Genomic DNA, 23,259 nt, shown 5'->3' on the forward strand with positions numbered 1-23,259 from the left:
CGTCCGGAATGAAATATCGCGGGGTGGAGCAGCCCGGTAGCTCGTCAGGCTCATAACCTGAAGGCCGCAGGTTCAAATCCTGCCCCCGCAACCAACGATCCCTGTGATACCAGAGAGCCCCCACCGCGGGGCTTTTTGCGTTTCTGGGCTTCACCGTTGGCTGCCTGTCCCATCAGGTCACCAGTCACACAGTCAAAGCTCACCGGCCCTCGGAAAAATCGCAGCCAGACGGAATAAGTCGGCAGTTCTGTTGTCTACGTTCGTGAAACCGCTCTGCACAACAAGGAGCCCGCATGGACGTCTTTCCTCGAAAAAGATTCCTTCCGCTGGCAGGATCGATCTTCGTGATCCTGTCCGTTTCCGCGTTTGCCGACGATCCGGCATCGCATCAACACATCACCTCCGCGGTGACCGACGAGACGCCGTTCCTGGCGGAAAACGATGCCGCCATGACGAAGATGATGAACGACATAGCGGTCAGGCCGACAGGTGACGTCAACAGGGATTTCGTCGAGATGATGATCCCTCATCATCAGGGCGCGATCGATATGGCGCAGGCCTATCTGCGTTATGGCAGCAATGAGCAGCTCAAGCGCATTGCCCAGGAAATCATTGTCGATCAGCAGCAGGAAATCGCCGCGATGCGGCTGGCTCTCGGCGATCCGCTTCCACCTTCGGAGCCGGCGCCAACACAAGTTTCCCCGCAGAACTCCGTCTCTTCCGGCGCCGGCATGTCGATGACGCCGACCATGGATCCGAACATGAAAATGGGCAACTGAAAGGACCCGTCATGAAGTCAAGCCTTCTCGCCCTCAGTCTGTTTGCCGGCGCCATGCTGGCGCCTTTAACAAGCTCTGCCGGCCAGGCGCCGGGTGCCGCCTCTGATCCGGATATCCCCATCAGCAGCAAGGATCGCGTCTATGCGGCCGAACAATTCTCCAACACGGTGTCTGTCACCGATCCCTCAACCAACAAACTGCTCGGCGTCATCCGTCTCGGGGATCCGCAGCCCGGCAATCTGAGCCCGCTCTATCGGGGGCAGGTCCTGGTCCACGGTATGGGCTTTTCGCCTGATCACAAAACACTGGCTGTCGTTTCGATCGGTTCGAATTCGGTGACTTTCATCGACACAGCAACCAATGCCGTAAAGCATACCACCTATGTAGGCCGCTCGCCGCATGAAGCATTCTTTACGCCCGATGGCAACGAAGTCTGGGTCACGGTTCGCGGCGAGGATTACATCTCCGTCATCGATGCGCATACCTATGAAGAGAAGCTGCAGATCAAGGTGCCGGCCGGCCCGGGCATGCAGATCTTCTCGCCGGATGGCAGATACGGCTACATCTGCTCCTCGTTCAACCCCGAGACCGTTGTCGTTTCCGTCGCCGATCACCAGATCGTCGGTCACATCAAGCAGGAAAGCCCCTTCTGCCCGAACATTGCGGCGACGCCTGACGGCAAGCAGGTCTGGTTCACCCTGAAGGATATCGGCAAGACGCAGGTCTTCGACGCTGAGGCACCCTTTGATCTCATCAAGACGATCGATACCGGACCGATCACCAATCACGTCAACATCGTGCACAACGCCAATGGCGACTTTGCCTACATCACCGTTGGTGGCCTCAACCAGGTGAAGGTGTACCGCACGGACAATTTCGAACAGGTCGCAACGATATCAGTCGGCAATCTTCCGCATGGCGTCTGGCCGTCCGGCGATGGCACGCGCGTTTATGTGGGTCTCGAAAACGCCGATGCACTCGCAGCGATCGACACATTGACGAACAAGGTGATCACCACGATACCAATCGGCCAGGCGCCGCAGGCCGTCAACTATGTCCCCAACGCAGTCCCCGAGGGCGACGGCATGCAGAACCTCCAACCGCTCGGCGTTGCCGGCCAGGCGGCGCATCTTGTCCTGCGCGCGCCCAAGGCAAAGCAGGATGGCGTTGCACCGACCAGTATCTCTCTTTTCGATCAGGGCCTGTCGCAGGTGCTGCAGGCATCGGTGACAGGGCTGCAGCCCAAGAAGCCTTACATTCTTGCACTCTCCACCCGGGCTGATGGTTCCGGTGATCTTCAGCCGCTGGCTTCGTTCACGACGAATCCGGCTGGTTCGGCGATCGTCAACGCCGTCGGTCCCATCCGGCAGATCGTCCAGAGCGACGAGAAGACCGAGCGCCGCTATCTCGTTGTCGCCGCTGCGGGCGTAAGTGGACCCGGTGAAGTCGTCCAGATCGAAGCGAAGTAAATCCCTTCCGCCCGCCGCCTGTGATAGGGTGGCGGGCGGAAGCTCCTGAAGGTAAGCCTCTCATGAGTGATATCCTGCAGCTTGTCGAACCGATGATACCGGCGCTCCGCCGCTATGCCCGCGGATTGCTGAAAGATGCAACGGCGGCAGACGATCTCGTCCAGGATTGTCTGGAGCGGGTTATCGCTCATTGGCACCATCGCCGAAACGACGATCCGCGCACCTGGGTCTTCGCGATCCTTCATAATCTGGCTGTCAACCGGTTGAAACAGATGTCGCGTCGTGGCGAACATCTGCCCTTTGAAAAGCTGGACGAAAGTGCCTTTGCCAGGCAGCCGACACAGGAAGATAATCTGATGCGTCGCGATATAATTCAGGCGCTGGAGCAGCTTCCGGAAGAGCAGCGCAGCGTCCTGCTACTGGTATCGGTTGAGGATCTGTCCTATTCGCAGACAGCGGCAGTCCTGGCTATCCCGATTGGTACCGTCATGTCGCGCCTGTCGCGGGCGCGCGAGCGGCTGCGGCAGATATTGGAGAATCCGCGGCAGACGGTACAGGGGCCAGCCGCCCATCTTCGGAGAGTGAAATGAGTGTAAAACCGATCACCGAGGATGATCTTCACGGTTTTGTGGATGGTGCGCTCGACGAGACGCGAGAAGCCGAGGTTTCGGTCTATCTCGAAACCCATCCCGAAATCGCCGCGCGGATCGACAGTTACGGCAGGCAGCGGCTCGATCTAAGGGCCGTGCTCAACCCCGTGGCGGAAGAGCCGGTTCCAAGCCGCCTGAACCTGCGCCACCTGGTGGAGATGCGTAAGCAAAGCCGGCCGCCCTTCTGGCGCATGGCTGCCGCTGCCGTTGTTCTTCTCGTTGCCGGCGGTTCGGGCGGCTGGATGCTGCACGGCATGTACAGGCAATCGAGTGAGGGCATGATGGCGCTGGCCGATGAGGCAGCCGACAGCTTCGCGACCTATGCGCCCGACAGGACAAGACCCGTCGAGCTTCGCGCCGACAGTACGGCCGAGCTCGTCGACTGGGCGACCGAGCGCATGGGCCGCAAACCGGTGCTGCCGGATCTTTCTAAGTCGGGCTATCGCCTGATGGGCGGCCGAATGATTTCGACATCACATGGCGCTGGACTGATGCTGATGTATGACGATGACCGCGGCACACGTCTTGTCATGCTGACGCGCCCGATGGTCGCCGATCAGAACAAACCCATGGCACCGCATGCGCAGGGCAATGTCGAGGGTTGGAGCTGGGCGTCCGGCGGCATGGGCTATAGCCTCGTCGGTGCCCTGCCGGCCGATACCTTGCATCCGCTAGCCGACGATATCAGGCATCAGACCGAAACCGGTGCTTGAGTTCTGTCGTGCCTGAAGCATGTCGCGCGAAAGTGCAAAGCGGTTTTGCGATGACGACATGCGAAAACAAAGACTTAGTGCATGCGTGGGCGGCGTTTCTCGCCGCCGCGCTTTAGAGGCAATCCCATCATGCCTTCGGGGATCTGTTCATCGGCTGCCGGCGCTGCATTATGCAGGCGTAGACGCTCGAGCGCCATGCGAGCAAGCTGGGCATAGGGAATGGCGGCCGGATCGTCCGTGTGGATATCCTGGATCGCGGTAAGAACTGTCTCGGCTTCGGCGAGGCGGCGTGCCGCGATGAGGGCGATACCCTCCTTGTAACGGGCCTGCACCACATGGGGCGCCTGCGCGCCGATGCGACGGAAGGTCACGACTGCATTCTCATAGAGTTTCAGCGCCAGTTGTGTATCTCCAAGGCGAAGTGCAATCGGCAGCGGCTCGGCGGTGCGTTCCAGCAATGTCTGATAGGCGGTAAGGGCTTCGGTCAGCTTTCCCCGGTCGAAGAGCAGGTTGGCAAGGCCGAATTCGGCGCCGACATGGCCCGGCGAGGATTGCAGGACCTGCGTGAAGACCGTTTCCGCTCTTGCCTTTTCGCCGTTTCGATACATTTCGAGCGCCCGCTCATAGACATATTTGACGCTGCGTGGATGCAGGACGCCGCCCAGATTGCGCCCGTCGCGTGTCCGGAAAAGCGTATAGCTGATCCGCCGCTCGTCAGCGCCGAAGACATATTTGTAGGGTTCGTTCCCGCGCAGGAAATCATAGAATTTGAAGCCGTCCTCGATCGCCCGCCGGATGCAATATCCATGCAGCACGAGGCCTGGAGACGGCATCTTCCAGTTCTCGTCGCGGCCGGTGATATAGAAGAGGATCGTCTTTTTGGGCCGGTCCACGATGTTGGCGAGAGCGCCGAGCGGCTGTTCGCGAAACCAGAAGACCGGGACGTCGAGCGTGCCGCTCTTGAAGCAGTCCATCAGCATTTCACGCGTGGAATTGATGAGCCGCTCCGTCCGCTCCGGCCCTTTGCGCTCCGTCCATCGCGTGCGCCAGAAATCGAAGAGAATGGTGAGGTCCCGGTCAATGGTCTCGGGCGTCGCCATGGTCATCCGGTAGCCCTCATCGCCGTCGAGCTTGCGCAGGAAGCGGCGCAGCTTCTGGCGTGTCTGGCTGCTCATCTTGCCGTCCAGATAGTCGTCCCAGCTTGCAGGCAGCGAGACGACCGGGCAGATCGTATTGTCGATATTGTCATGGCTGGTTGGCGCGTTGTCGCGAAACATGACGAGCGGCCCCTGCAGCGCCAGGATCATCTTTTCCCGTCGTTCCGGCGGCCCGCTGAAATGCTCCAGCCGAAGATGCGTCCAGTTCTGCTGTTTGAGGTAAGCGGCGAAGCCGGCGATGGCTTTTTGCTCGTAGCCCGGCATGACGATGAGGCCGGTATAATCGGCCGAATAACTCCCGCCCATGACGATTTCGTCGTAGAAAAGCCCGCTCTGCTCATCGAGTTTTGTGAGCAACCTCAGTGGCAAAAAGGCGACATAGGGAGCATCCGGCTCCCGCTGGCGCAGCGCCAGGACGAACCACCGGCCGCGGTGCCCAAGAAAATCTTTGAGCCATGTCCAGGAAAGGAAATGTTGGGCGTCCGGATCGTCTCGATAGACCTGATCCCAGTTGTCGCGAACGGCGTCAAAACCGGCGACGGTATCAATGACATCGATGCGCATGCCCCCTCCCAATACGCCATACCTAATTCGGGAGATTCCAGTTTAGTGTGAAACATCGATCTTCAAATAAACCGTCCGGGTGATTCCTCGATGCGAAATGGGATTAGTCCCTTGCCACGTTTTCCGGTCGGAAAGGCTAGAGTGCCACAATCCGCGGGCTCGCATGGATGAAGGCCCAGAGCGCCTTGCTGATATTGACGATCTCGGCAATCGATTTCTCCAGAAGCTCCATCTCTCGGTCATCCATCTGTTCGACCTTGCCGTAGCGGATTTCCTTATCGTCCTCGACCAGGCGCATGAGCTGCGTGCTGGAGATTTCGCCCTTCTCGTCGAAAGAATAGATGCAGTGATTGTATTTGTTGCGCATCTTCGATTCCTTCTTCAGTCGGGACATGGCAGACAGAACCGCCTTGCGGTCCGCGGCAGGCGTCGATGAGAGCTTTGCGAGGCGCTCGACGAGATCTATGCGCGCGCGTGTCGTGTTGAGCGTCAGGAAGACCACGACCGCCGCCTCCTTCTCCACGTTGAGAAGGTGGGCGATAATATAGATCAGAAGGCTTTCTGTATTCGTCCAGACATAATTTAACCGGCCAACACTCAATAAGACATCGGACATGGCCGGCATGCTAAAGATCCCTCGGCTGAGCGCTTGTTATACATAGACTATATCAGATCATTTCGCTAAATGCTTCGGCAATTTCTGCATTTAACGCTCCCTGAACGCGCGTGACATGCTGTCGGCGATCGGCTTGCTCAGATATTCGAAGAAGGTGCGCTCCGAGGTCTGGAGCAGTACCTCCGCCGGCATGCCGGGAACCGGATGGAAGTTGTGAACGCGGGCAATTTCCGAGTCCGGGATCTGTACGCGCACGATGTACACGTCCTTTACGGACATGCCGGCATTTTCCTCAATGGAGTCGGCCGAAACATAGAAAACCTTGCCTTCCAGAACCGGCGTGGTGCGCCTGTTGAGGGCGGTCAGGCGGATTGCCGCCGTCTGCCCTTCGTGAAGCTGATCGATGGAGGTACGCAATACCTGCGCCTCCAGGATCAGCGGCACATGGGCCGGCAGGATTTCCATGATCGGTTTTCCGGTGGTGATGACGCCGCCGGCGGTGTGGTAGTAGGAGCGCACAACGGTACCAGTCACTGGCGAACGGATGACCGTACGCTCCAGAACGCCGGCAGCTTCGTGCAACTGTTGACGAACGCTGTCGAGGTCGGATTCGGCGGTCTCCAGCGCATCAAGAGCTGCCTGCTTGTTGGAGTTGACGGCGATGATCGCTTCCTGACGGAATTTGGCGATTTCCGCCTCGCTCTCGTTGATCTCTCCGTTCAGCCGCGAAATATCGCCCATCGCATCGGCAATGGCGCGCTCGATGGCCAGAAGGTCGGTCTTGCGCATATAGCCGACCTTGACGAGCCTTGCCTTGGAATCCCGCTCATCTGAGAGCAGCGCCAGTTGCCGTTCGAAGGACTCGCGCTGGCCCTTGTAGCCTTCGAAGCGGTATTCCAGCGACTTGATGTTCTTCTCGATGAGGTTGAGCTGCTCCTCGAGCTTGACCTGCTTGCTGTGGAAGACGACGTTTTGGCTCTGGATGATGGCGTTGATATCGGGGTCGCTCGCCTCTGCCATGACGATGTCAGGAAGCTTGAACTCACGCGATCCCTGTGCTTCGGCCCTGAGGCGTCCAACAACTGCCTCCAGACGCAGCCGCCTTAGTGTCAGCATTCGCTCGTTGGTCAAGGCGGCTGTTTGGTCGAGAGTCACCAGGACGTCGCCCTCCTTGACGCTTTCGCCTTCGCTGACGAGCATTTCCTTGATGATACCGCCTTCAAGGTGCTGGACGACTTTGTTGTTTCCGGTCGCCACGAAGCTGCCCTGGGCGATGATGGCGGAGGCAAGTGGCGCGGTTGCCCCCCAGTATCCGAAACCGCCGAACGAGCAGAAAAGGACCGTCAGGCCGACAAAGCTGTGCAAACGGATGGAGCGCGGCACGTCGCCGTACCATTCGAGCTGCACCGGGCCGGTGGATTCCTGCGTCTTCTTTCCCATGGCCGTTACCCTTCGATACGCGGTGTCTGCTGGCCGTTGCGGCCATTGCCCTTGGAGAGTGCCTGGAGGACCTCCATGCGTTCGCCGAACATCGCGACGGTGCCGTCCTTGAGGACCATGATCTTGTCCACGCATTGTAGAAGTGCCGGGCGCTGCGTGATCGTAACCGTCGTGATGCCCTGTTTCTTGGCGTGGATCAGCGCCCTTGCGAGAGCGGCTTCACCCTGTGTGTCAAGGTTGGAGTTGGGTTCGTCGAGCACCACGAATTTGGGATCGCCGAAGAACGCGCGTGCCAGCGCGATGCGCTGCTTCTGGCCACCCGAAAGCGGCGCGCCATCGGCGGCGACGACGGTCTCATAACCCTGTGGGAAGCCGGCGATCAGCTCGTGCACGTCGGCAAGAACGGCCGCCTCATAGATCTGCCGGTCTTCGATGTCGTCGCGCATGCGGCAGATATTGGCCTTGATCGTTCCGGGGAAGAGCTGAACGTCCTGCGGCAGATAACCGATGCTTTCGCCGAACTGTCGCTGGTCCCAGTTGCGCAGATCCATGAGGTCGAGACGCACATTGCCCGAGGTCGGCAGGATTGAGCCTACCAGCATCTTGCCGAGGGTCGTCTTGCCGGAGCCGGAATTGCCGATGATCGCCAGCGATTCGCCTTTCCTCAGTGAGAAGGAAATGCCATTCAGGATCACCTTCTTCTGTGGCGGCGGAACGAAGAGGATCCGCTCCACATCGAGCCGGCCTTCCGGATTGGGAAGGCGCAGGCGCGGGAAGTTGAGCGGCGAGGTGAGCAGCAGGTTCTTGATGCGGCCGTAGGCGGCGGCCGATCGGTTGAACTGATGCCAGCCTTCGATTGCCCCTTCGATCGGCGCCAGCGCGCGGCCGGAAATGATCGAAGCTGCAATGACCATGCCGCCGGTCAACTCTCCTGACAGCGACAGATGCGCGCCCCAGCCGAGAAGCCCGACCTGCGTGATCATACGGCAGGCCTTGGAAATGCCGGTGAAGATGATGTTTCGGTCCTGCGCTTCGACATGGGATTTCAGCGAGCCGGCGGTTTCACGGCCCCACATCTTCACCGCCTCGGGGATCATCGCGAGCGCGTTGATGATCTGCGAATTGCGCGACATGGAATCGAGGTGGAAATTCGCGCGGCTGAGATAGTTGTTGGATTCGGCGAATGGTTTGGCCGTGAATTTCTGGTTCAGGTAGGCGATCAGGAACAGCACGGCGCAGCAGACCATGATGATGATGCCGAGATGCGGATGCACCAGATAGACGACGATCACGAAGAGCGGCATCAGCGGCGCATCGAGGAAGGCAATCAGCGTTCCTGAAGTCAGGAAGCTGCGCAGAAGCTGAAGGTCTTGCAGGATCTGGTAATCCTTGCCGTTTCCATGCAGCGAGGCGCGAGCGGCCGCACTGAGGATCGGCGCGCCCAACTGGACTTCCAGTTCCACGGCAGTCCGCATCAGGATGAAGCGCCGGACGGAATCCAGGAAGGCCTGTATGAGGACGGCTCCCACCACTACGATCGAAAGCATCACCAATGTGTCGATGGAACGGCTGGTCAGCACGCGGTCGGAAATCTGGAAGAGGTAGAGCGGTATCGCCAGCAGGAGCACGTTGATGGCGACGGTGAAGACCATCACGATTGCTAGGTTGCGCCTGATGGCCGCGATGCCTCGGGCGAGGCTCAAAGCGAAATTCACCGGCTCGCTGCGCTTGTGGAAGCCGCTGTTTCCACCGCCGCCACCGCCGCCACCGCCGAAATCCGGTTCCTTGCCGCCTCCGCCACCGCCACCTGTGCGCAGGCGGCGCTCATTTTCTTTCACCGGGCCGGTATCGCCATCGATCGTCTTTGCAAAGGGAATATCCGGCTTGGCCTTGAGCTCGCCGGTTCCATCGGGCGTCCGCCGTGCTTCGATACCGGGCGTCTCCCGCAGTTCTTCAGCCGGCCGAGGCTTTGTTTCCGGCCCCGCAGTGTCGACGACGTCGCCGGAAAGCCGCCTTTCAGACCGTTCGGTCGGCATCACGGCTTGCACTTCATCCACTTTCTCTTCAGCAAAAGTCTCGCCAACCTCGACTTCATGGGGATAGGAAAGTGGCGCCTCCCGAGTCAGCTTGCGAAGATGGTCCACTGCATCGTCGATCGCTGAAACGCAGGCCTTGGTCAGAAAATCCTGCGGATTCGCGGCTGTCGAGGATGGCTTGTCGCCACGCAGGTCGAGCGCGCTGCCATTGGCGAAAATCTGTTTTGAGATTTGATTCATCGCGGTCTCTCCCAGGATACGCAGGTCATGCGACCACGGCTTGCATTACATCTGAGGGCTGGGTGGAGGACCATGAAAGGTCATGCCCGCCGTTGATGATGCCATCGCCGCTGTCCGCGCCTTGGGGGCTATCGTCATCGAGAAAGGCGATGACCTCATTGGCAAGTCTCTCGCCAGCCGTCTCGGGCTGGGTGGCATCGTGTTCTATGATCCCGCCCTGGATGAGAATGGCGTCGGAATAGAGCTGACCGGCAACATAGGTAGTACCGCCGAAGCTGTCATAATCGACGATTTCAGCGATATTGGCGACGATATTGCTGCCTGTATCGATCGTGACCACGGCGTCCTGGTTGTTCTTCAGAAGCTCGGCTGCAGCCCGGGTCACATCGTCGGAATCTCCAAGCACCGCGACCTGCTTGATGATCGTCATGTCGAGGAGATTACCGGTAATGTAGAGAACATTCAGGCCGATATGGCCCTGGAAATTGGGATCGAAGGACAAGCCCTCGGGCATTGTCGGATCACGCTCCTGGATCCCCTTCTCCGCCTCCTGCATATAGTCGGGCATGGTCTCGAAACGGTCATTGGCGCCGACATTGTGGATCGCCGCAAGATTCCAGATGAGATTGTTGCCGGACTGGATGGTGGCACCATCGTCTACGCCGTCCTCGGCGCGCCCCCAGTCGTTGTCGTAGAGAAGTGAAATCTGCGTGATGCTGTTGATATCGTAGACATTTCCGCCGACGATCACCAGATCGTACTGCAGCCCCATTTGGAAGAAGGACGAAAAATTCAGCGTCGTATTGCCGCCCGTCAGAACCGTCGTTTGCGAGCCGCTCGTCATGACGGTCATGGTGTCGTTGTCGCTGACGAAATGATACTGTTCGATCCAGTTTACGAAGGAGACGTCGCCCTCGATGACGCTGACCCGCCAGGCCATTGGAAAGATGGGGTCGCCATCTGCATCGACCGCCCCCTGCGGCTGGTCGTGTTGGACAGTGCTGCGTTCGAAGCCTGCAATATTGTAGGCTTCGACACCGGCACTCTCGGCCGCATCGGCTGAGGAATGGAATACCGATGCGATGTCATCATTGTTGCCGTAGGCATAGACTTGCGTGATAGCATCGATCTGGTGGTAGTCGCCCATGACGGCCGTCACGGAAGAGATCACCGCGGTGTTGACGACGGAAACGATGTTCGCGACGAGATTAGCGCCCGCGGTAACCTCCAGGCTGCTTGAGGCAGGATCGTGCTGCTCGACGGATGTCTGGGTTTCGTCGGGTTCTTCCGGCAGTTTGGCAAGGCCGCGGTCCGGCAGCAGATCATCCAGCGCCGGAACCTCGGAAACGAGCCTGCTGTTCATATAGGTTCCAGTGATCTCGTCACTCGCCAGCACGAAATCATGTGCCTGATCATTGGGGTTGTCTGCGGGACTGTCTGCCGGCGTTTCGCCCGTTCCGACCGACGTCTGGCCGGAATCCTTCACCGCCCGGATATAGGCCTCCATATCATCGGCGATTTGCTTGACACCCTCGAAGCTGTCGGTCCGTTGCAGGCTGGCAAAGGGAGTGAAGATTTCTGTCCGAGTGCTGAACTCGGCCAGTCGTTCGGTGACGAAGCTCGTATCGCGTGGGGCATGGTTGCCATCCGTCATGTCGAGATAATCGTCGTCAAAGAGAACGTTGATCTGCGTGGCATATCCGATCGCCGATCCGGGACCATTGAAAACGTCCAGCTTTTCCTCGGCCTCGACATCAATGTCCTGCGGGCTGCCGAACCTGGGCAAGGGCACGTCGCGATGGGCGATTTCGGAGAGCTTCTCGATGCTTTCCTCGAAGGGGCGGCCGAACCGGCGGGCCCCGCCATAGACGATCTCATAGCTGACGCTTCTGTAGTTGACGTCGGGATCGTAGTCTTTGAGCACGAGATCGGAGGCGAAGGTGGGTGTGGCGGCGACCAGATCGTCAAGCGCCGGATCATTTTCGGCAGGGCCTGTACCCTCCGTCAGTTCTGCGCGCAGCCTCATCTCCTCGGTCGTCGTTTCGAATATGCCGATGAAATGGGCGATGATCTCTGAGAATTTCTCAATTTGCATTGCCTTGGCCCTCCCTATCGAAGAGACGACCTGCCGTGCGGCACCCTTCTGTCGGAGCCGCGCTGTTCGTCAATTCGCACGCAAGCATTCAAACTGCACCGGCCGAAGCCGGTGCAGCCCTTTCTTGTCTTGGAGGTTAGTTTCCGCTGGTATCTTCGCCGACGTCGGAGACATGCGAGTTGCCGCCAATGACGCTGGAGTTCACAGCATTGCTGAGCATGTTCGCGCCCTGGACGAGTTCCAGATGGAAGCCCGAGTTGGCGAGGATTGCGGAAGCATCTGCCGTCGAAGTGCCTGCGACGTCGTCGCCCGCCGTGAGGTCCCAGCCCTTGCTGTCCATGTCGACACCGTCAGCACCATGGGCAGTGCCGGCATCCGCACTCAGGTGGTTCTGAGCATCGCTGTTGTTCTGCGCGATGTTCCAGGCCTGATCCTGGTCTGCGAGGTGGTTTGCCTGGACAGTGCTGAACGCGGAGTCGGCGCCTCCGCCGGACAGTGAACCGTTGAGGATATTGTCGATATTGAGGGTGAAGGAGAAGTCATCCCCGATGTCAAAGGTGAGATCATGGCCGGCAACGCCGAGGTTTCCGAAGTCCCTGACATCATCGATGACGGCAAAATCAGTATCCGTCTTGTTGAAGCTGTCACTGGTGTTGAGGCTGTCGGTGGTCGTCTTGGTGTCGGTATCCGTGATCGTCTTGATGTCGGTGTCGATATCCGTCTTCGTGTCGTTGTCGCTGATCGTTGTCGTATCGTTATCGCTGTAAGACTTGGAATCGTAGCTCCAGTCGTAGTCCGACTTCGTGGTGGTGGTTGTGTCATTGTCGTTGATAGTGGTCGTCTTGGTGTTCGTGTCGTCGTCGGACTTGTAGGACCAGTCGTATTCGTTGTCGCGGTTGTCGCCGTTGTCGGTCTTCACGTCGACGTCAGCCTTCACGTTGATATCTGTGCTGTTGTCAGTGTTGTCGCGATTGTCGCCGTTAGCGATTCCGCCGACGTAACCCGTTGAATCGTCATCGATTTCTGTCGAGTTAATGGCGCTGGAAAGGCCGTCGGCCAAGGCGCCCACCTTCACGGTGTCGTCGTCGGAGCCCTGACCGGGCTTCGGATCATAGGGCATTTCAATTCCTCCAGGAAAAAAACCGGAGCAGCTTTCGAAATCCCTCTCATCTCAAATGGGATTTTGCTCGCGCTTGCTCCGAGCGTTAACATCGGCAGATGTACTCGATACCTTGTCACCTGCAGTTTCATCGCGATTTGTTGGCCAAATTCTGTATTGGGATCGTGCCTATTCAGTACAAAGACGCACAAATCCATCCCCGGACTCGATGTGAGCGCGAGCAATGCAGTCGAACTTCTTTTTGAGTCCCCTCGAAAGAAGACCAAGTATCAAAAACACATGCCGATACTTGATTTTCACGTCGCCGCTTTGGCGACCATCAGAGATTGATGGAAAAAAATGGGTCCCGATAGATATCAATTCGGGCTAAGGCATCTGAAGCCGGTTCATTACTCCAGCTAAGCCAGTGCCGGATCGCTGGCCCGGCGAAAAGCCATGTGCGTATTCGGGACAGCGTCCCCTACCTCGGAATCGGGCGGGTTTGACTGATTGGGATAATGCGAAGTTAAGCTCGAAAGGTTCTCCGTCTTATTTTGAAATATCGTCTGCCCATTACCGCTTTGCTTTCGTATGTCTCGAACTAATACATGGTGCTTTATACCGTGATCTAGTTGAAATACCGCCCGCTAGTATGTTTCTTGTCCGAAATGCAACCATAAAGTGGCAAAAATAAATATAACTTCGTGGCAACTAACCCATTTGGGCCATTTCTTTCCTTTGAAATCCATATTACCATAATTAAGAAATGCCTAAAAGATAAGGCGGTCACATGCCTAGGGGCAATGTTCGTCGGCATGTAATACCCGCCATCGCGCCAATGGGAGTAGATGCTCCGAGTTTGAGTATAGTGTAGCGCTAGGGGAGGCGTATATGTTCATGGTTGGGTCGGAAGTGGGAGATTCGGATCAGGCAAGAAGACTGGGTCCGAATGGAGAAACAATTCTGGTAATCGCCAAGGCGGACTTGTTCTCCGAATGCATGGTTGAAGCACTGGCGAAGAAATTCCCGAATTTCGATGTCATAAGCATACAGAGCGCGCAGTCCATATCCGAGAAGGATATTCACGACATGCGGCTTGTCCTGTTCTATCATGTCGCCGGCGCCGAGCTGCACGATGCGATGCAGACCGTTCGAGAAAACCGTCCGGACGCATCCATCGGCCTTGTCGTTGAAGCCATCGACATGATGGAGCCCTATATCAGCCGCCTTGTCGAGGCGCGCGTCATCGATGGCGTCCTGCCGCTCAATCTGCGCCTGGACGTTTTCATGGCGGCAATCGATCTGCTGATGAAGGGTGGCGAGCATTTTCCGTCCGCGCTTCTTGGCCGGCTGTCCAACCGGGCAACGACACAGCTTGAGCCCTCGTTGTACCAGACGAAGTCCGTCGACGCAGCGCGTGCCAATGCGCTGAAACTTCGCCGCAACAGCATGGCGGCTCTGACGACGCGCGAGGTGCAGATTCTCGACCTGATCTGCAAGGGCACGCAGAACAAGATCATCGCCGATAAGCTTCACCTGTCCGAAAACACGGTGAAGGTCCACGTTCGTAATATCTATAAGAAGATGAATGTGAGAAATCGTACGGAAGCGGCCTCGCGTTTCTTCAACGACACTTCGGACAGCGGTGATATCTCTGGCAAGTGGCCACACTAGAGCGCCATGCGTCCATTCGGACTCAAAAAGGACGCTCTAACTCTTTGAATCTACGCATCGGCCCGAAAATCGATTCCGATTTTCGGGCCGATGCTGGCTATCAATCCATCAGGGATGAGCGGGCGAAGCAACGCGATTTCTGGCCGAAGCCGCTCGGTGAGCAGATGTAGGGCGCAGAGCCGAGATATTCTGCGGTTTTGGCCCTTGTCGCAGCGGTAATCTTCGGTTCGGCGCTATAGGCGAAGGCCTTCGTGGCGTGCGGAACGCGCGCTACTATAACATTCTTCTCCGTACTTCCGACTGTGGTCGCATCGACGACCGCACAGGACATAGGCCCGATAGCCGCCAGAATAATCGTTGCAGCCAAAGCCAACGAATTAAGTCTGCATGGCGATGTGCCATGCACTTGGTCATGAGCTGTCATTAGGCATCCCCATTATTTGGGCAATAGTGACGCGCCCTTACAAACCAGTAGATGGCGGCTCCTTTATATCAGCTCCGTGGCTGAGGCTAGGGCAGCCGAATGAAAAGCTTCGCAGAATAGTCCTTTAAAAAGGATTAATCAAAGGAACTCCAGGGTTTTCTATAGTAGCTATTTGGAATTGTACCCATGTTTTTAAATTGACCTTGATTGATATTCTCCTATCATTTTGAACATGGCTGCAATCTTCTGAAGAATAACCGGCATAGTTATTCAATAGATACTACTTTATGTAGAAGATATCGAGACGGAAGAGAGGAAGCCAAAAATATAGAAGGGTCTAGAAAGGCCACACCGCATGGGAAGGAGTTTGTAGTGCGTAGTTTCATTCCCACCGAAGCTTATCAGGAACCTGCATCCGCATCGACATCATCACGGCCAAAGACGGTACTGGTCAATGGAGGCGCTGGTTTCCTGGGGTCCCATCTTTGCGAGCGGCTTCTCGAGCGTGGTCATCAGGTCATCTGTCTCGATAATTTCTACACTGGCCGCCGCGTCAATATCGAGCATCTGCTGCAGAACACCCGTTTCCGGCTTCTCGAACATGACGTGCGGCAGCCCTATGATGTGGAAGCGTCCGTCATCTTCAACTTTGCTTCGCCAGCCTCGCCGCCGGATTATCAGCGCGACCCCGTCGGCACCTTGCTGACGAACGTGCTTGGAGCCGTCAATACGCTGGATGCGGCCCGCCGCAGCGGTGCAACGGTCGTCCAGTCCTCGACGTCGGAAGTTTACGGGGATCCGCATCAGAATCCGCAGCGCGAAACCTATTTCGGCAACGTCAACCCGATCGGTCCGCGCGCCTGTTATGACGAGGGCAAGCGGTCCGCCGAAACCCTGTTTTTCGATTATCACCGCAAGTATGGCGTCGATATCAAGGTTGGCCGGATCTTCAATACCTATGGTCCGCGCATGCGCCTCGATGACGGACGGGTCGTGTCCAACTTCATCGTCCAGGCGCTCTCCAACACCGACATAACGATCTACGGTGATGGCCGGCAGACCCGTTCCTTCTGCTATGTCGATGATCTCGTCGACGGTTTCCTGCGTTTCGCCGATGCTGGCGAAAACTGCGTCGGTCCGATCAATCTCGGCAACCCGGCGGAGATCACTGTGCGGGATCTCGCCGAAATCGTTCTCGATCTGACCAATTCACGCTCGCGCCTCGTTTACCTGCCGGCCGTCGCGGACGATCCGCAGCAGCGCCGGCCGGATATTTCCCGAGCCAGGGAAGATCTGAACTGGTGGCCGACGACGGAGCTGAAGACCGGGCTGAAGCGTACGATAGCCTATTTCGATGCGCTGCTCACCCGCAAGGAAGTGGTGGAGGCCGTATGAGATGCCCCGCTACATCCTGGTTACGGGTGGCGCCGGCTTCATCGGCAGCCACATCTGCAAGACACTTGCGCGCGCCGGTATGGTTCCGGTCACCTATGACAATCTCTCGACCGGACACATTGATAGTGTCCGGTGGGGGCCGCTGATCCAGGCGGATATCGCCGATGGTGCAAGGCTGCGACAGGTCATGGCGGAATACTCGCCGGATTGTGTCATCCATTGCGGTGCCAACGCCTATGTCGGTGAATCCGTCGAAAAGCCGAGCATCTACTATCGCAACAATGTCATCGGCAGCCTGACGCTGCTGGACGCCTGCCTCGATCGCAATATCGACAGGATCGTTTTTTCCAGTAGTTGCGCGACCTACGGCATCCCGGAGATGCTGCCGGTCGGCGAGAAAACGCCGCAACACCCGGTCAATCCCTATGGCCGGACCAAGCTGATCTTCGAAATGGCGCTGGAGGATTATGCCGCAGCCTACGGCATCCGCTTTGCCGCCCTTCGCTACTTCAATGCCGCCGGCGCCGATCCGGAGGGCCAGCTTGCTGAACGGCACTATCCCGAAACTCATCTGATCCCGCGTGCTCTTCTCGCTGCCAGCGGCCGGATCGGCAGTCTCGACATTTTCGGCACGGATTATGAGACCGAAGACGGCACCTGCGTCAGGGATTACATCCATGTCAGCGATCTCTCGGAGGCGCATCTCGCTGCCGTTCGCCATCTCCTGGCCGGCGGCAACTCGCTGAGCGTCAATCTGGGCTCCGGCCGCGGCACGTCGATCGGCGAAATCCTCGATGCCGTCAAACGAAAGACCGGCCACAAGGTGCCGGTGCGCTATCAGCCGCGCCGTGCAGGCGATCCGCCGGTTCTTTTTGCTGATACGAAAAAAGCCCGCTTGGAGCTGGATTTCACACCGGCGCTTTCGGATATCGATACGATCATCCGCACGGCCGGCCCGACTTTCGGACTGGAGGTGATCGCGTGAGCACCAGAGCCGAAATAGACCACGTATATCGGTCTTCTGCCGCCAAGACCGAGATGTTCGAGCCTGTCTTTTCCGGCTGGAACCGTGCTGCTTATGGGCTTGGCATCCTCTGCTGGCTGGCGGCGCTCGGTTATTTCTGGCTTTGGTGGGCTCAGCCCATCCACATCGTATCGTGGCCTACATTCCTGCTCGTCACTCTCATTCTTGCATGGGTCACGCTGCTGCCAGCCTACTTCATCCTGATCTTCCTGGATGCAAGACAGGTCAGATCATCTGCAGGCCTGCCGAAGGGCCGCATCGCGATGGTCGTCACCAAAGCGCCGTCGGAACCTTTCACCGTCGTGCGCAAGACGCTCCTTGCCATGCTCGATCAAAAGGACGTCGAGTTCGATGTCTGGCTCGCCGACGAAGATCCATCCGAAGAGACGAAGAGGTGGTGCGGGCAGCATGGCGTCATGATCTCCACACGCAAGGGCGTGAGCGAGTATCACCGCCCCGTCTGGCCGCGCCGCACGCGCTGCAAGGAAGGCAATCTCGCCTATTTCTATGATCACTTCGGCTATGAGCGCTATGACTTCGTCGCTCAGTTCGATGCCGATCATGTACCGACGCCGACCTATCTTCGTGAAGTTTTGCGGCCTTTCCGCGATCCCGAAGTCGGCTACGTCTCGGCACCCAGCATCTGCGATGCCAATGCGTCCGAGAGCTGGGCTGCCCGCGGTAGGCTCTATGCGGAAGCGAGCCTGCATGGCTCGTTGCAAATAGGATATAATAATGGCTGGGCGCCGCTCTGCATCGGCTCCCACTATGCCGTGCGCACGGTCGCACTGCGGGAGATCGGTGGGCTCGGCCCCGAACTTGCGGAAGATCATTCGACCACGCTGATGATGAACGCCGGCGGCTGGCGCGGGGTCCATGCGGTCGATGCCATTGCCCATGGCGACGGGCCGGCGACCTTCGTCGATCTGGTGGTTCAGGAGTACCAGTGGTCGCGCAGCCTGGTCACCATTCTCCTGCAATATTCCCGCAGGTATGTTTCCCGGCTGCCGCCGAAGCTGAAGTTTCAGTTCCTGTTTTCCCAGCTCTGGTATCCGCTGTTTTCAGCCTTCATGGCCATGATGCTCCTGCTGCCGGTCGCAGCTCTGCTCACGGGTCATGTTTTCGTCAACGTCACTTATCCAGCATTCTTGCTGCATTCGCTGCCGCTTTCGATCGTGCTGACGGCATTCGCCATCTTCTGGCGTGCGTCAGGCACCTTCCGGCCTTGCGACGCAAAGCTTTTCGGCTGGGAAGGGGTAGCCTTCATCCTGCTTCGCTGGCCCTGGTCGCTAGCCGGCAGCCTCGCAGCCTTGCGCGATCATATGACCGGCTCTTTCGTGGATTTCCGCATCACCCCGAAGGGTGATCAGGTGCAGCGCAAATTGCCGGTGCGCGTCATCGCACCTTACATCGTGTTGGCAGGCATATGTGCCGCGGCCATGGCTCTCGCGGCCGACGGCGGCGGGGCACGTGGCTTCCAGATATTCGCGGCGATCAACCTGGTGATCTATGTGTCGCTCGCAATTCTGGTCGTCGTACGCCACGCAAGCGAGAACGACCAGCCGCTCCTGCCGCAGTCGCAGGGCCTCAGGCTGGCCGTCGCCAGCGGTCTCGTCGCCTGCCTGATCGGCGGCGCGCAGCTTGGCAATCACGGGCTGACCGCTTTGGAAGCGCTTTCGCACGGCCAGCCCTTCGTCACCTTCACCCAGTCGCAATTTACCGTGGCCGGTGCAGGGCTTGGCGGCGGCAAGACCAGGATCGTGAAATTCCGTCTCAAGTGGCACGGCTTTGCCGAAGCCGGCCATATGGGAAGGGGTATTTGGGAGAGCAGAAATGCGTGAGGAGAATAAAATGAGCATGGCCGCACGATTGACGGGAGGAGCGCTGGCTCTATGCCTCAGCCTTATCCTCCCGATGAATGCACACGCAGTGGAACAGAAAAAAGCGGCAACGCCGACGCCGCTCAATGCCGGCGAGCTTTACGCGATCTACGCCGACAAGACCTGGACCTGGGATACCGGCGGCGGTCGTTTCATTGGCGAGGACAGGCGTTTCGTCGCCTGGGTCAATGATGGCGGCAAGCAGTCTTTCGCCGAAGGCCGCTGGGTTGTCGATGATCTCGGTCAGATGTGCATGCGCGCAACCTGGACCAATAATGAGGGGGCGGCACGTGCCAGTACCTGCTTCGGCCACCGCAAGATCGGCAATACGATCTATCAGCGGCGTCAGCCGAACGGGGACTGGTACGTGTTCCGGCACGCTTCCGCAAAAGCCGACGATGAGTTCCGGAAGCTGGTTCCGGCAGACACGGTGAGCCTGAAAGCCAGGGAGCTGAAACAGGTTCTCGCGACCGGGAAATAGCCGGAGGGAGGATAGGACCATGAAAACCCTGGCCAAGAAAATTTCGACTGCAACGATAGCAATACTGCTGGTTGGTGTTGCCGATCTCCCGCATCGAAGCGAGGCGCAGAACGCCGCCGCCGTCTTGAACGCGGGCGCGCAGACGATCACCGACAAGCGTCCCGCCATTCATCCCGATGGCATCAAGTTCGGCGCCTACGATCCGCATGGCGATTTTGGCGCGCAGCAGAGTGTGACGACCGAGCACCTCTTCCTTCCATGGGAGGATGTCGATCTCGAAACGCTGCGCGTGGCGGATGCCTATGCGCTGGCGAGGGGCCGCAACCTGCTGATCACTGTGGAACCCTGGTCGTGGGATGTGGACTGGCGGTTGACCTCGACGGAGCTTCGCCAGAAGCTGCTTCGCGGCGATTACGACGCGAACATGCGCGCGATTGCCATGATGATCGCCCAGTTGAAGAGCCCGGTCATCGTCCGCTGGGGGCAGGAAATGGAAGACAAGACCGGCCGCTTTTCATGGTCGGGCTGGAATCCTCCGGATTATATAGCCGCCTACAGGCGCATGATGGACATTGTTCGCCAGAAGGCGCCCGGCACGAAGCTCATGTGGTCGCCGAAAGGAGAACCTGGCCTCAACGCCTACTACCCCGGCGACAACTATGTCGATTTCGTCGGCCTCTCTGTCTTCGGCCTAGAGGCTTATGACAAGATCGCACATAACGGCCCACGTACCTTCACCGAGGCACTGAAGCCCGGCTACGACTTAGTCGCTCAATATGGCAAGCCCGTCTGGGTCGCCGAACTCGGCTATGAGGGCAGCGACAACTACATCAAGCCGTGGATGGATACGGCGGCGACGAAGCAAAGCGATTTTCCGGAGCTTCAGGAAGTCGTCTATTTCAATGACCGCGATGTACATGCCTGGCCGTTCGATCTCGGCCGGCCCGATTGGAGGGTTATCGAAGACGCAAGCAACTAGGCTGGGGTTACCGAAAAAGCCAGGCCCGCCGATGGCGGGCCTTCGCTCGTTCATATGGATTAGGATTAACCCTTGATCGTTGCCTTGCCCTCTTCGACGAGCTTGGCGGCGGCGTCGGCTACCGAAATGCGCTCAAAGGCGAGCTCGTCACAGGTCGGACGAAGGACACGCTGGTCGAATTGAGTTGCGCCCATCGGCACCGGCGGCGGATATTCGCCGACCTGGTCCTTGAGCAGGTTCACGTACTTGACCGTTTCCTGCTCCGTGGGGTTGAGCTGCGGCAGGATGGCTTCGCGAACCGCCGGCGACATCGGCACCCCGCGTTCCACGCCGAGGATCTTGCCGGCTTCGGGATCGTTGACGAAGAAGCTGATGAACTTTGCGGCGGCTTCGCCCTGCTTGGTCGTGGCGCCCACGCTCCAGATCAGAGCCGGGCGATAATAATGGCCTGACGGACCGCCTTTCTTCTCGCGCGGCAGCATGGTAATGCCGAGCTTGTTCTTGATGATGAGCTGATAGCCGATCATCTGGTTGGAATAGGCCATGCCGATGACCGATTTGCCGAGGCCGAGGCAATTGGTGTCGATGGTGTTCTGGTCAAGCGTTTGAACGTCGGCAGCAACGGTGCCGCCCGCCTTGCGCAGCTTTTCCCAGTAGTCGAACCATTCCTTGGCATCGTCGACCGTAAAGCCGAGGCCGACACCTTCCTTGGCGAAAACGCTCTTACCGCGCTGGCGCAGCCAGGCGTCGAAGACATAGTTGTAGCGCGCCGCATAGGGGCCGCCGCCCTTGCCGGAGGCTTTGGCGAGTTCCACGGCGAGCTTGGCATACTCATCCCAGGTGAGATCGGGCGTCGGCAGGGGGATGCCCGCCTTTTCAAATTCGACGGTATCGAAGAACATCGCGAAGGAGTTGAGCCCGAGGCCGACACCATAGAGCTTGCCGTCGACGGTGGTCAGTTTCAGCATGTCGGCGCCGAAGCTGTCGACCTTCAGCGTCGAGGGAACGAATTCATCGAGCGGCAGGCAGGCGCCGCGCTTGGAATAGTCGGAGATCGTACCTGGCTCGAGCTGGAAGACGTCGGCGATCGCGCGGCCGGCCATCTGCGTAGCCAGCTTCGTCCAGTAGCCGTCGCCCGAAAGCGATTCACCGACAATGGTGACGCCGGGTGTTTTCGACTGGTAGAGCTTGGCGACATCGAGCGTACGTTTGGCACGGTCGTTGGAGCCCCACCACATGGCACGAAGCGAAGCGTCCTCGGCGAATGCGGGAATCGAGCTGCCGGCGCCGAAGGCGAGGCCGGCCGCGGCACCTGCGGTTCCCATCAAGAATGAACGGCGATTGACCTGCATGATTTCCTCCTAATGTCCGTGCCCGGGTGCCATCCTCCAATGGTCTGTCCGAGCGTTCCGGCAGGTAGAGTACGCAAAAAATTTCTCTTTGCAAGAAATTATGATTATCTTGCAAATTTGCATAATTTGCATAATCTTTGCCGCTATGATTGAGATCAGAACGACCGAGAGCAAGACCAGGCGGCCGCGCCAGGCCGATATTGCCAGCCTGGCCGGGGTTTCCGTTTCCACGGTATCGCGGGTGCTCGCCAATGAGCCCGGCATCAGCGAAAGCGTGCGGCGGCACATATTGAAGGTCGCTGCCGAGCACGGTTATCCGCTGAAAGCCACTTCGGAAAGTATTCCCGGCGGACTTGCTCTGATTGCAAGCGATGGGGCGACCGGCGGCCTCAGCGTTTTCTACGAGTCGATCGTCGAGGGTCTCCGTGCAGGTGCTGCCGATGCCGGCATGCCCTTCGAGGTGCGTCTCGTGCGGGAGGACCGCACGACTCCTGACATGGTCGGCGAATATATGCAGACGGCAGAAGCCGAAGGGCTTTTCCTCGTCGGCATCGATCCCAGTGATACACTGCGGGCCTGGCTGGAAGCGACCGGAACACCAACCGTTCTCGTCAACGGCACCGATCCGCGCCTGCGCCTCGACGGTGTGTCGCCCTCCAATTTCTTCGGTGCTTTCGAGGCGACAAGCCGGCTCACGAAAGCCGGTCATCGTCGCATTCTGCATCTGACCGGCTCGCATCGTCACACGATCCGCGAACGCGTGCGTGGCTTTGAAGCGGCGATTGCCGCGGTGCCCGGTGCCGAAGGTCGGCTCGTGCCGCTGACCTTCCAGGGTAGTGCCAGCCGCGAGGCGCATGAACGCACTGTCGCGATACTTGCGGAAGATCCAGGTTATACGGCCGCTTTCTGCATGAATGATTTCATCGCTGTCGGCGTCCTTGAAGCCGTCACCGAAGCAGGGCTTCGTGTTCCCGAGGATTTCGCAATCGTCGGCTTCGATGATCTTCCCTGCGCTGCGATGACCAATCCGCAGCTCTCGACCATGCGCGTAGATCGCGCCGCCCTCGGCCGTGAGGCCGTGTCCCTGATGATTTCCCGCTACCGCGACAGGACCGCGCCGGCCCGCCATATCTGCCAGGCGGTCGTTCCCGTTGCCGGAGGCACCGTTCCCGATACCGACAAGCTGTGAGTG

18 protein-coding genes and 1 tRNA gene are annotated in these 23,259 nt (G+C 58.5%); 12 read left to right on the forward strand and 7 right to left on the reverse strand.

Annotation, left to right across the window (positions count from 1 at the left end; genetic code table 11):
- Nucleotides 1–17 precede the first annotated feature (17 nt).
- The 5 genes from FHT82_RS05900 to FHT82_RS05920 all read left to right on the forward strand — a co-directional run bounded on the left by FHT82_RS05900 (nucleotide 18) and on the right by FHT82_RS05920 (nucleotide 3,611).
- Nucleotides 18–94: transfer RNA gene (locus tag FHT82_RS05900), tRNA-Met, on the forward strand.
- Nucleotides 95–293: 199 nt separating this feature from the next.
- Nucleotides 294–779, forward strand: a complete 486-nt coding sequence (locus tag FHT82_RS05905) for a DUF305 domain-containing protein (RefSeq protein ID WP_183727351.1) — start codon at nucleotides 294–296, stop codon at nucleotides 777–779.
- An 11-nt stretch (nucleotides 780–790) separates the two neighbouring features.
- Nucleotides 791–2,248, forward strand: a complete 1,458-nt coding sequence (locus FHT82_RS05910; protein WP_183727354.1) for a YncE family protein — start codon at nucleotides 791–793, stop codon at nucleotides 2,246–2,248.
- A gap of 62 nt (nucleotides 2,249–2,310) precedes the next feature.
- Nucleotides 2,311–2,838, forward strand: a complete 528-nt coding sequence (locus FHT82_RS05915) for an RNA polymerase sigma factor (protein WP_183727356.1) — start codon at nucleotides 2,311–2,313, stop codon at nucleotides 2,836–2,838.
- Nucleotides 2,835–3,611 carry an anti-sigma factor gene (locus tag FHT82_RS05920; RefSeq protein ID WP_183727358.1) on the forward strand — a complete coding sequence of 259 codons (777 nt, stop codon included), beginning with the start codon at nucleotides 2,835–2,837 and terminating at the stop codon, nucleotides 3,609–3,611. Before FHT82_RS05915 ends, FHT82_RS05920 begins: the two co-directional genes overlap by 4 nt.
- A 74-nt stretch (nucleotides 3,612–3,685) precedes the next feature.
- Here FHT82_RS05920 and FHT82_RS05925 read toward each other — a convergent pair whose 3' ends face one another.
- From FHT82_RS05925 to FHT82_RS05950, 6 genes are all read right to left on the reverse strand, one after another.
- The gene (locus FHT82_RS05925; RefSeq protein ID WP_183727360.1) at nucleotides 3,686–5,332 is read right to left on the reverse strand and encodes a GNAT family N-acetyltransferase; all 1,647 of its coding nucleotides are present in this window, start codon (nucleotides 5,330–5,332) and stop codon (nucleotides 3,686–3,688) included.
- A 136-nt stretch (nucleotides 5,333–5,468) separates the two neighbouring features.
- Complete coding sequence (locus FHT82_RS05930; protein ID WP_183727362.1) at nucleotides 5,469–5,957, reverse strand: hypothetical protein; 489 nt, start codon at nucleotides 5,955–5,957, stop codon at nucleotides 5,469–5,471.
- Nucleotides 5,958–6,038: 81 nt separating this feature from the next.
- The gene (locus FHT82_RS05935; protein WP_183727364.1) at nucleotides 6,039–7,388 is read right to left on the reverse strand and encodes an HlyD family type I secretion periplasmic adaptor subunit; all 1,350 of its coding nucleotides are present in this window, start codon (nucleotides 7,386–7,388) and stop codon (nucleotides 6,039–6,041) included.
- Between the two features lie 5 nt (nucleotides 7,389–7,393).
- Entirely contained in the window at nucleotides 7,394–9,664 is a 2,271-nt protein-coding gene (locus tag FHT82_RS05940) for a type I secretion system permease/ATPase (RefSeq protein WP_183727366.1), read from the reverse strand.
- Between the two features lie 25 nt (nucleotides 9,665–9,689).
- Nucleotides 9,690–11,759: a hypothetical protein gene (locus tag FHT82_RS05945; protein WP_183727368.1), complete on the reverse strand. Its 2,070-nt coding sequence runs from the start codon at nucleotides 11,757–11,759 to the stop codon at nucleotides 9,690–9,692.
- 136 nt (nucleotides 11,760–11,895) lie between these two features.
- On the reverse strand, nucleotides 11,896–12,879 hold the full coding sequence (locus tag FHT82_RS05950) for a fibrinogen-binding protein (protein WP_183727370.1): 984 nt from the start codon (nucleotides 12,877–12,879) through the stop codon (nucleotides 11,896–11,898).
- An 870-nt stretch (nucleotides 12,880–13,749) separates the two neighbouring features.
- On the opposite strand from FHT82_RS05950, the gene FHT82_RS05955 reads away from it, so the two are divergent.
- The 6 genes from FHT82_RS05955 to FHT82_RS05980 all read left to right on the forward strand — a co-directional run bounded on the left by FHT82_RS05955 (nucleotide 13,750) and on the right by FHT82_RS05980 (nucleotide 20,715).
- On the forward strand, nucleotides 13,750–14,532 hold the full coding sequence (locus FHT82_RS05955; RefSeq protein ID WP_183727372.1) for a response regulator transcription factor: 783 nt from the start codon (nucleotides 13,750–13,752) through the stop codon (nucleotides 14,530–14,532).
- Nucleotides 14,533–15,340: 808 nt separating this feature from the next.
- The gene (locus FHT82_RS05960; protein WP_348647588.1) at nucleotides 15,341–16,351 is read left to right on the forward strand and encodes a UDP-glucuronic acid decarboxylase family protein; all 1,011 of its coding nucleotides are present in this window, start codon (nucleotides 15,341–15,343) and stop codon (nucleotides 16,349–16,351) included.
- A 1-nt stretch (nucleotide 16,352) separates the two neighbouring features.
- Nucleotides 16,353–17,336 carry a UDP-glucose 4-epimerase GalE gene (gene galE / locus FHT82_RS05965; protein WP_183727376.1) on the forward strand — a complete coding sequence of 328 codons (984 nt, stop codon included), beginning with the start codon at nucleotides 16,353–16,355 and terminating at the stop codon, nucleotides 17,334–17,336.
- Nucleotides 17,333–19,216 carry a glycosyltransferase family 2 protein gene (locus FHT82_RS05970; protein WP_183727378.1) on the forward strand — a complete coding sequence of 628 codons (1,884 nt, stop codon included), beginning with the start codon at nucleotides 17,333–17,335 and terminating at the stop codon, nucleotides 19,214–19,216. Before galE ends, FHT82_RS05970 begins: the two co-directional genes overlap by 4 nt.
- Before the next feature lie 10 nt (nucleotides 19,217–19,226).
- Nucleotides 19,227–19,736 carry a DUF995 domain-containing protein gene (locus tag FHT82_RS05975; RefSeq protein ID WP_183727380.1) on the forward strand — a complete coding sequence of 170 codons (510 nt, stop codon included), beginning with the start codon at nucleotides 19,227–19,229 and terminating at the stop codon, nucleotides 19,734–19,736.
- A gap of 19 nt (nucleotides 19,737–19,755) precedes the next feature.
- Entirely contained in the window at nucleotides 19,756–20,715 is a 960-nt protein-coding gene (locus tag FHT82_RS05980; RefSeq protein WP_183727382.1) for a glycosyl hydrolase, read from the forward strand.
- Nucleotides 20,716–20,780: 65 nt separating this feature from the next.
- On the opposite strand, the gene FHT82_RS05985 is transcribed toward FHT82_RS05980, so the two are convergent.
- Nucleotides 20,781–22,067, reverse strand: coding sequence for an ABC transporter substrate-binding protein (locus FHT82_RS05985; RefSeq protein WP_183727384.1), 1,287 nt, complete (start codon nucleotides 22,065–22,067; stop codon nucleotides 20,781–20,783).
- 145 nt (nucleotides 22,068–22,212) lie between these two features.
- Between FHT82_RS05985 and FHT82_RS05990 the strand changes: the two genes are divergently transcribed.
- Nucleotides 22,213–23,256: a LacI family DNA-binding transcriptional regulator gene (locus FHT82_RS05990; protein WP_183727386.1), complete on the forward strand. Its 1,044-nt coding sequence runs from the start codon at nucleotides 22,213–22,215 to the stop codon at nucleotides 23,254–23,256.
- Nucleotides 23,257–23,259 lie beyond the last annotated feature (3 nt).

This window comes from Rhizobium sp. BK275 (genome assembly GCF_014193555.1).
GTDB lineage: Bacteria > Pseudomonadota > Alphaproteobacteria > Rhizobiales > Rhizobiaceae > Rhizobium.

Bases quoted from the DNA above. Each gene is read 5' to 3' on its own strand.
- FHT82_RS05990 (WP_183727386.1), top strand. From the start codon at position 22,213: ATGATTGAGATCAGAACGACCGAGAGCAAGACCAGGCGGCCGCGCCAG.
- FHT82_RS05920 (WP_183727358.1), top strand. From the start codon at position 2,835: ATGAGTGTAAAACCGATCACCGAGGATGATCTTCACGGTTTTGTGGAT.
- FHT82_RS05975 (WP_183727380.1), top strand. From the start codon at position 19,227: ATGAGCATGGCCGCACGATTGACGGGAGGAGCGCTGGCTCTATGCCTC.
- FHT82_RS05940 (WP_183727366.1), bottom strand. From the start codon at position 9,664: ATGAATCAAATCTCAAAACAGATTTTCGCCAATGGCAGCGCGCTCGAC.
- FHT82_RS05955 (WP_183727372.1), top strand. From the start codon at position 13,750: ATGTTCATGGTTGGGTCGGAAGTGGGAGATTCGGATCAGGCAAGAAGA.
- FHT82_RS05980 (WP_183727382.1), top strand. From the start codon at position 19,756: ATGAAAACCCTGGCCAAGAAAATTTCGACTGCAACGATAGCAATACTG.
- FHT82_RS05930 (WP_183727362.1), bottom strand. From the start codon at position 5,957: ATGCCGGCCATGTCCGATGTCTTATTGAGTGTTGGCCGGTTAAATTAT.
- FHT82_RS05905 (WP_183727351.1), top strand. From the start codon at position 294: ATGGACGTCTTTCCTCGAAAAAGATTCCTTCCGCTGGCAGGATCGATC.
- FHT82_RS05985 (WP_183727384.1), bottom strand. From the start codon at position 22,067: ATGCAGGTCAATCGCCGTTCATTCTTGATGGGAACCGCAGGTGCCGCG.
- FHT82_RS05910 (WP_183727354.1), top strand. From the start codon at position 791: ATGAAGTCAAGCCTTCTCGCCCTCAGTCTGTTTGCCGGCGCCATGCTG.
- FHT82_RS05950 (WP_183727370.1), bottom strand. From the start codon at position 12,879: ATGCCCTATGATCCGAAGCCCGGTCAGGGCTCCGACGACGACACCGTG.
- FHT82_RS05925 (WP_183727360.1), bottom strand. From the start codon at position 5,332: ATGCGCATCGATGTCATTGATACCGTCGCCGGTTTTGACGCCGTTCGC.
- FHT82_RS05915 (WP_183727356.1), top strand. From the start codon at position 2,311: ATGAGTGATATCCTGCAGCTTGTCGAACCGATGATACCGGCGCTCCGC.
- FHT82_RS05945 (WP_183727368.1), bottom strand. From the start codon at position 11,759: ATGCAAATTGAGAAATTCTCAGAGATCATCGCCCATTTCATCGGCATA.
- FHT82_RS05935 (WP_183727364.1), bottom strand. From the start codon at position 7,388: ATGGGAAAGAAGACGCAGGAATCCACCGGCCCGGTGCAGCTCGAATGG.
- galE (WP_183727376.1), top strand. From the start codon at position 16,353: ATGCCCCGCTACATCCTGGTTACGGGTGGCGCCGGCTTCATCGGCAGC.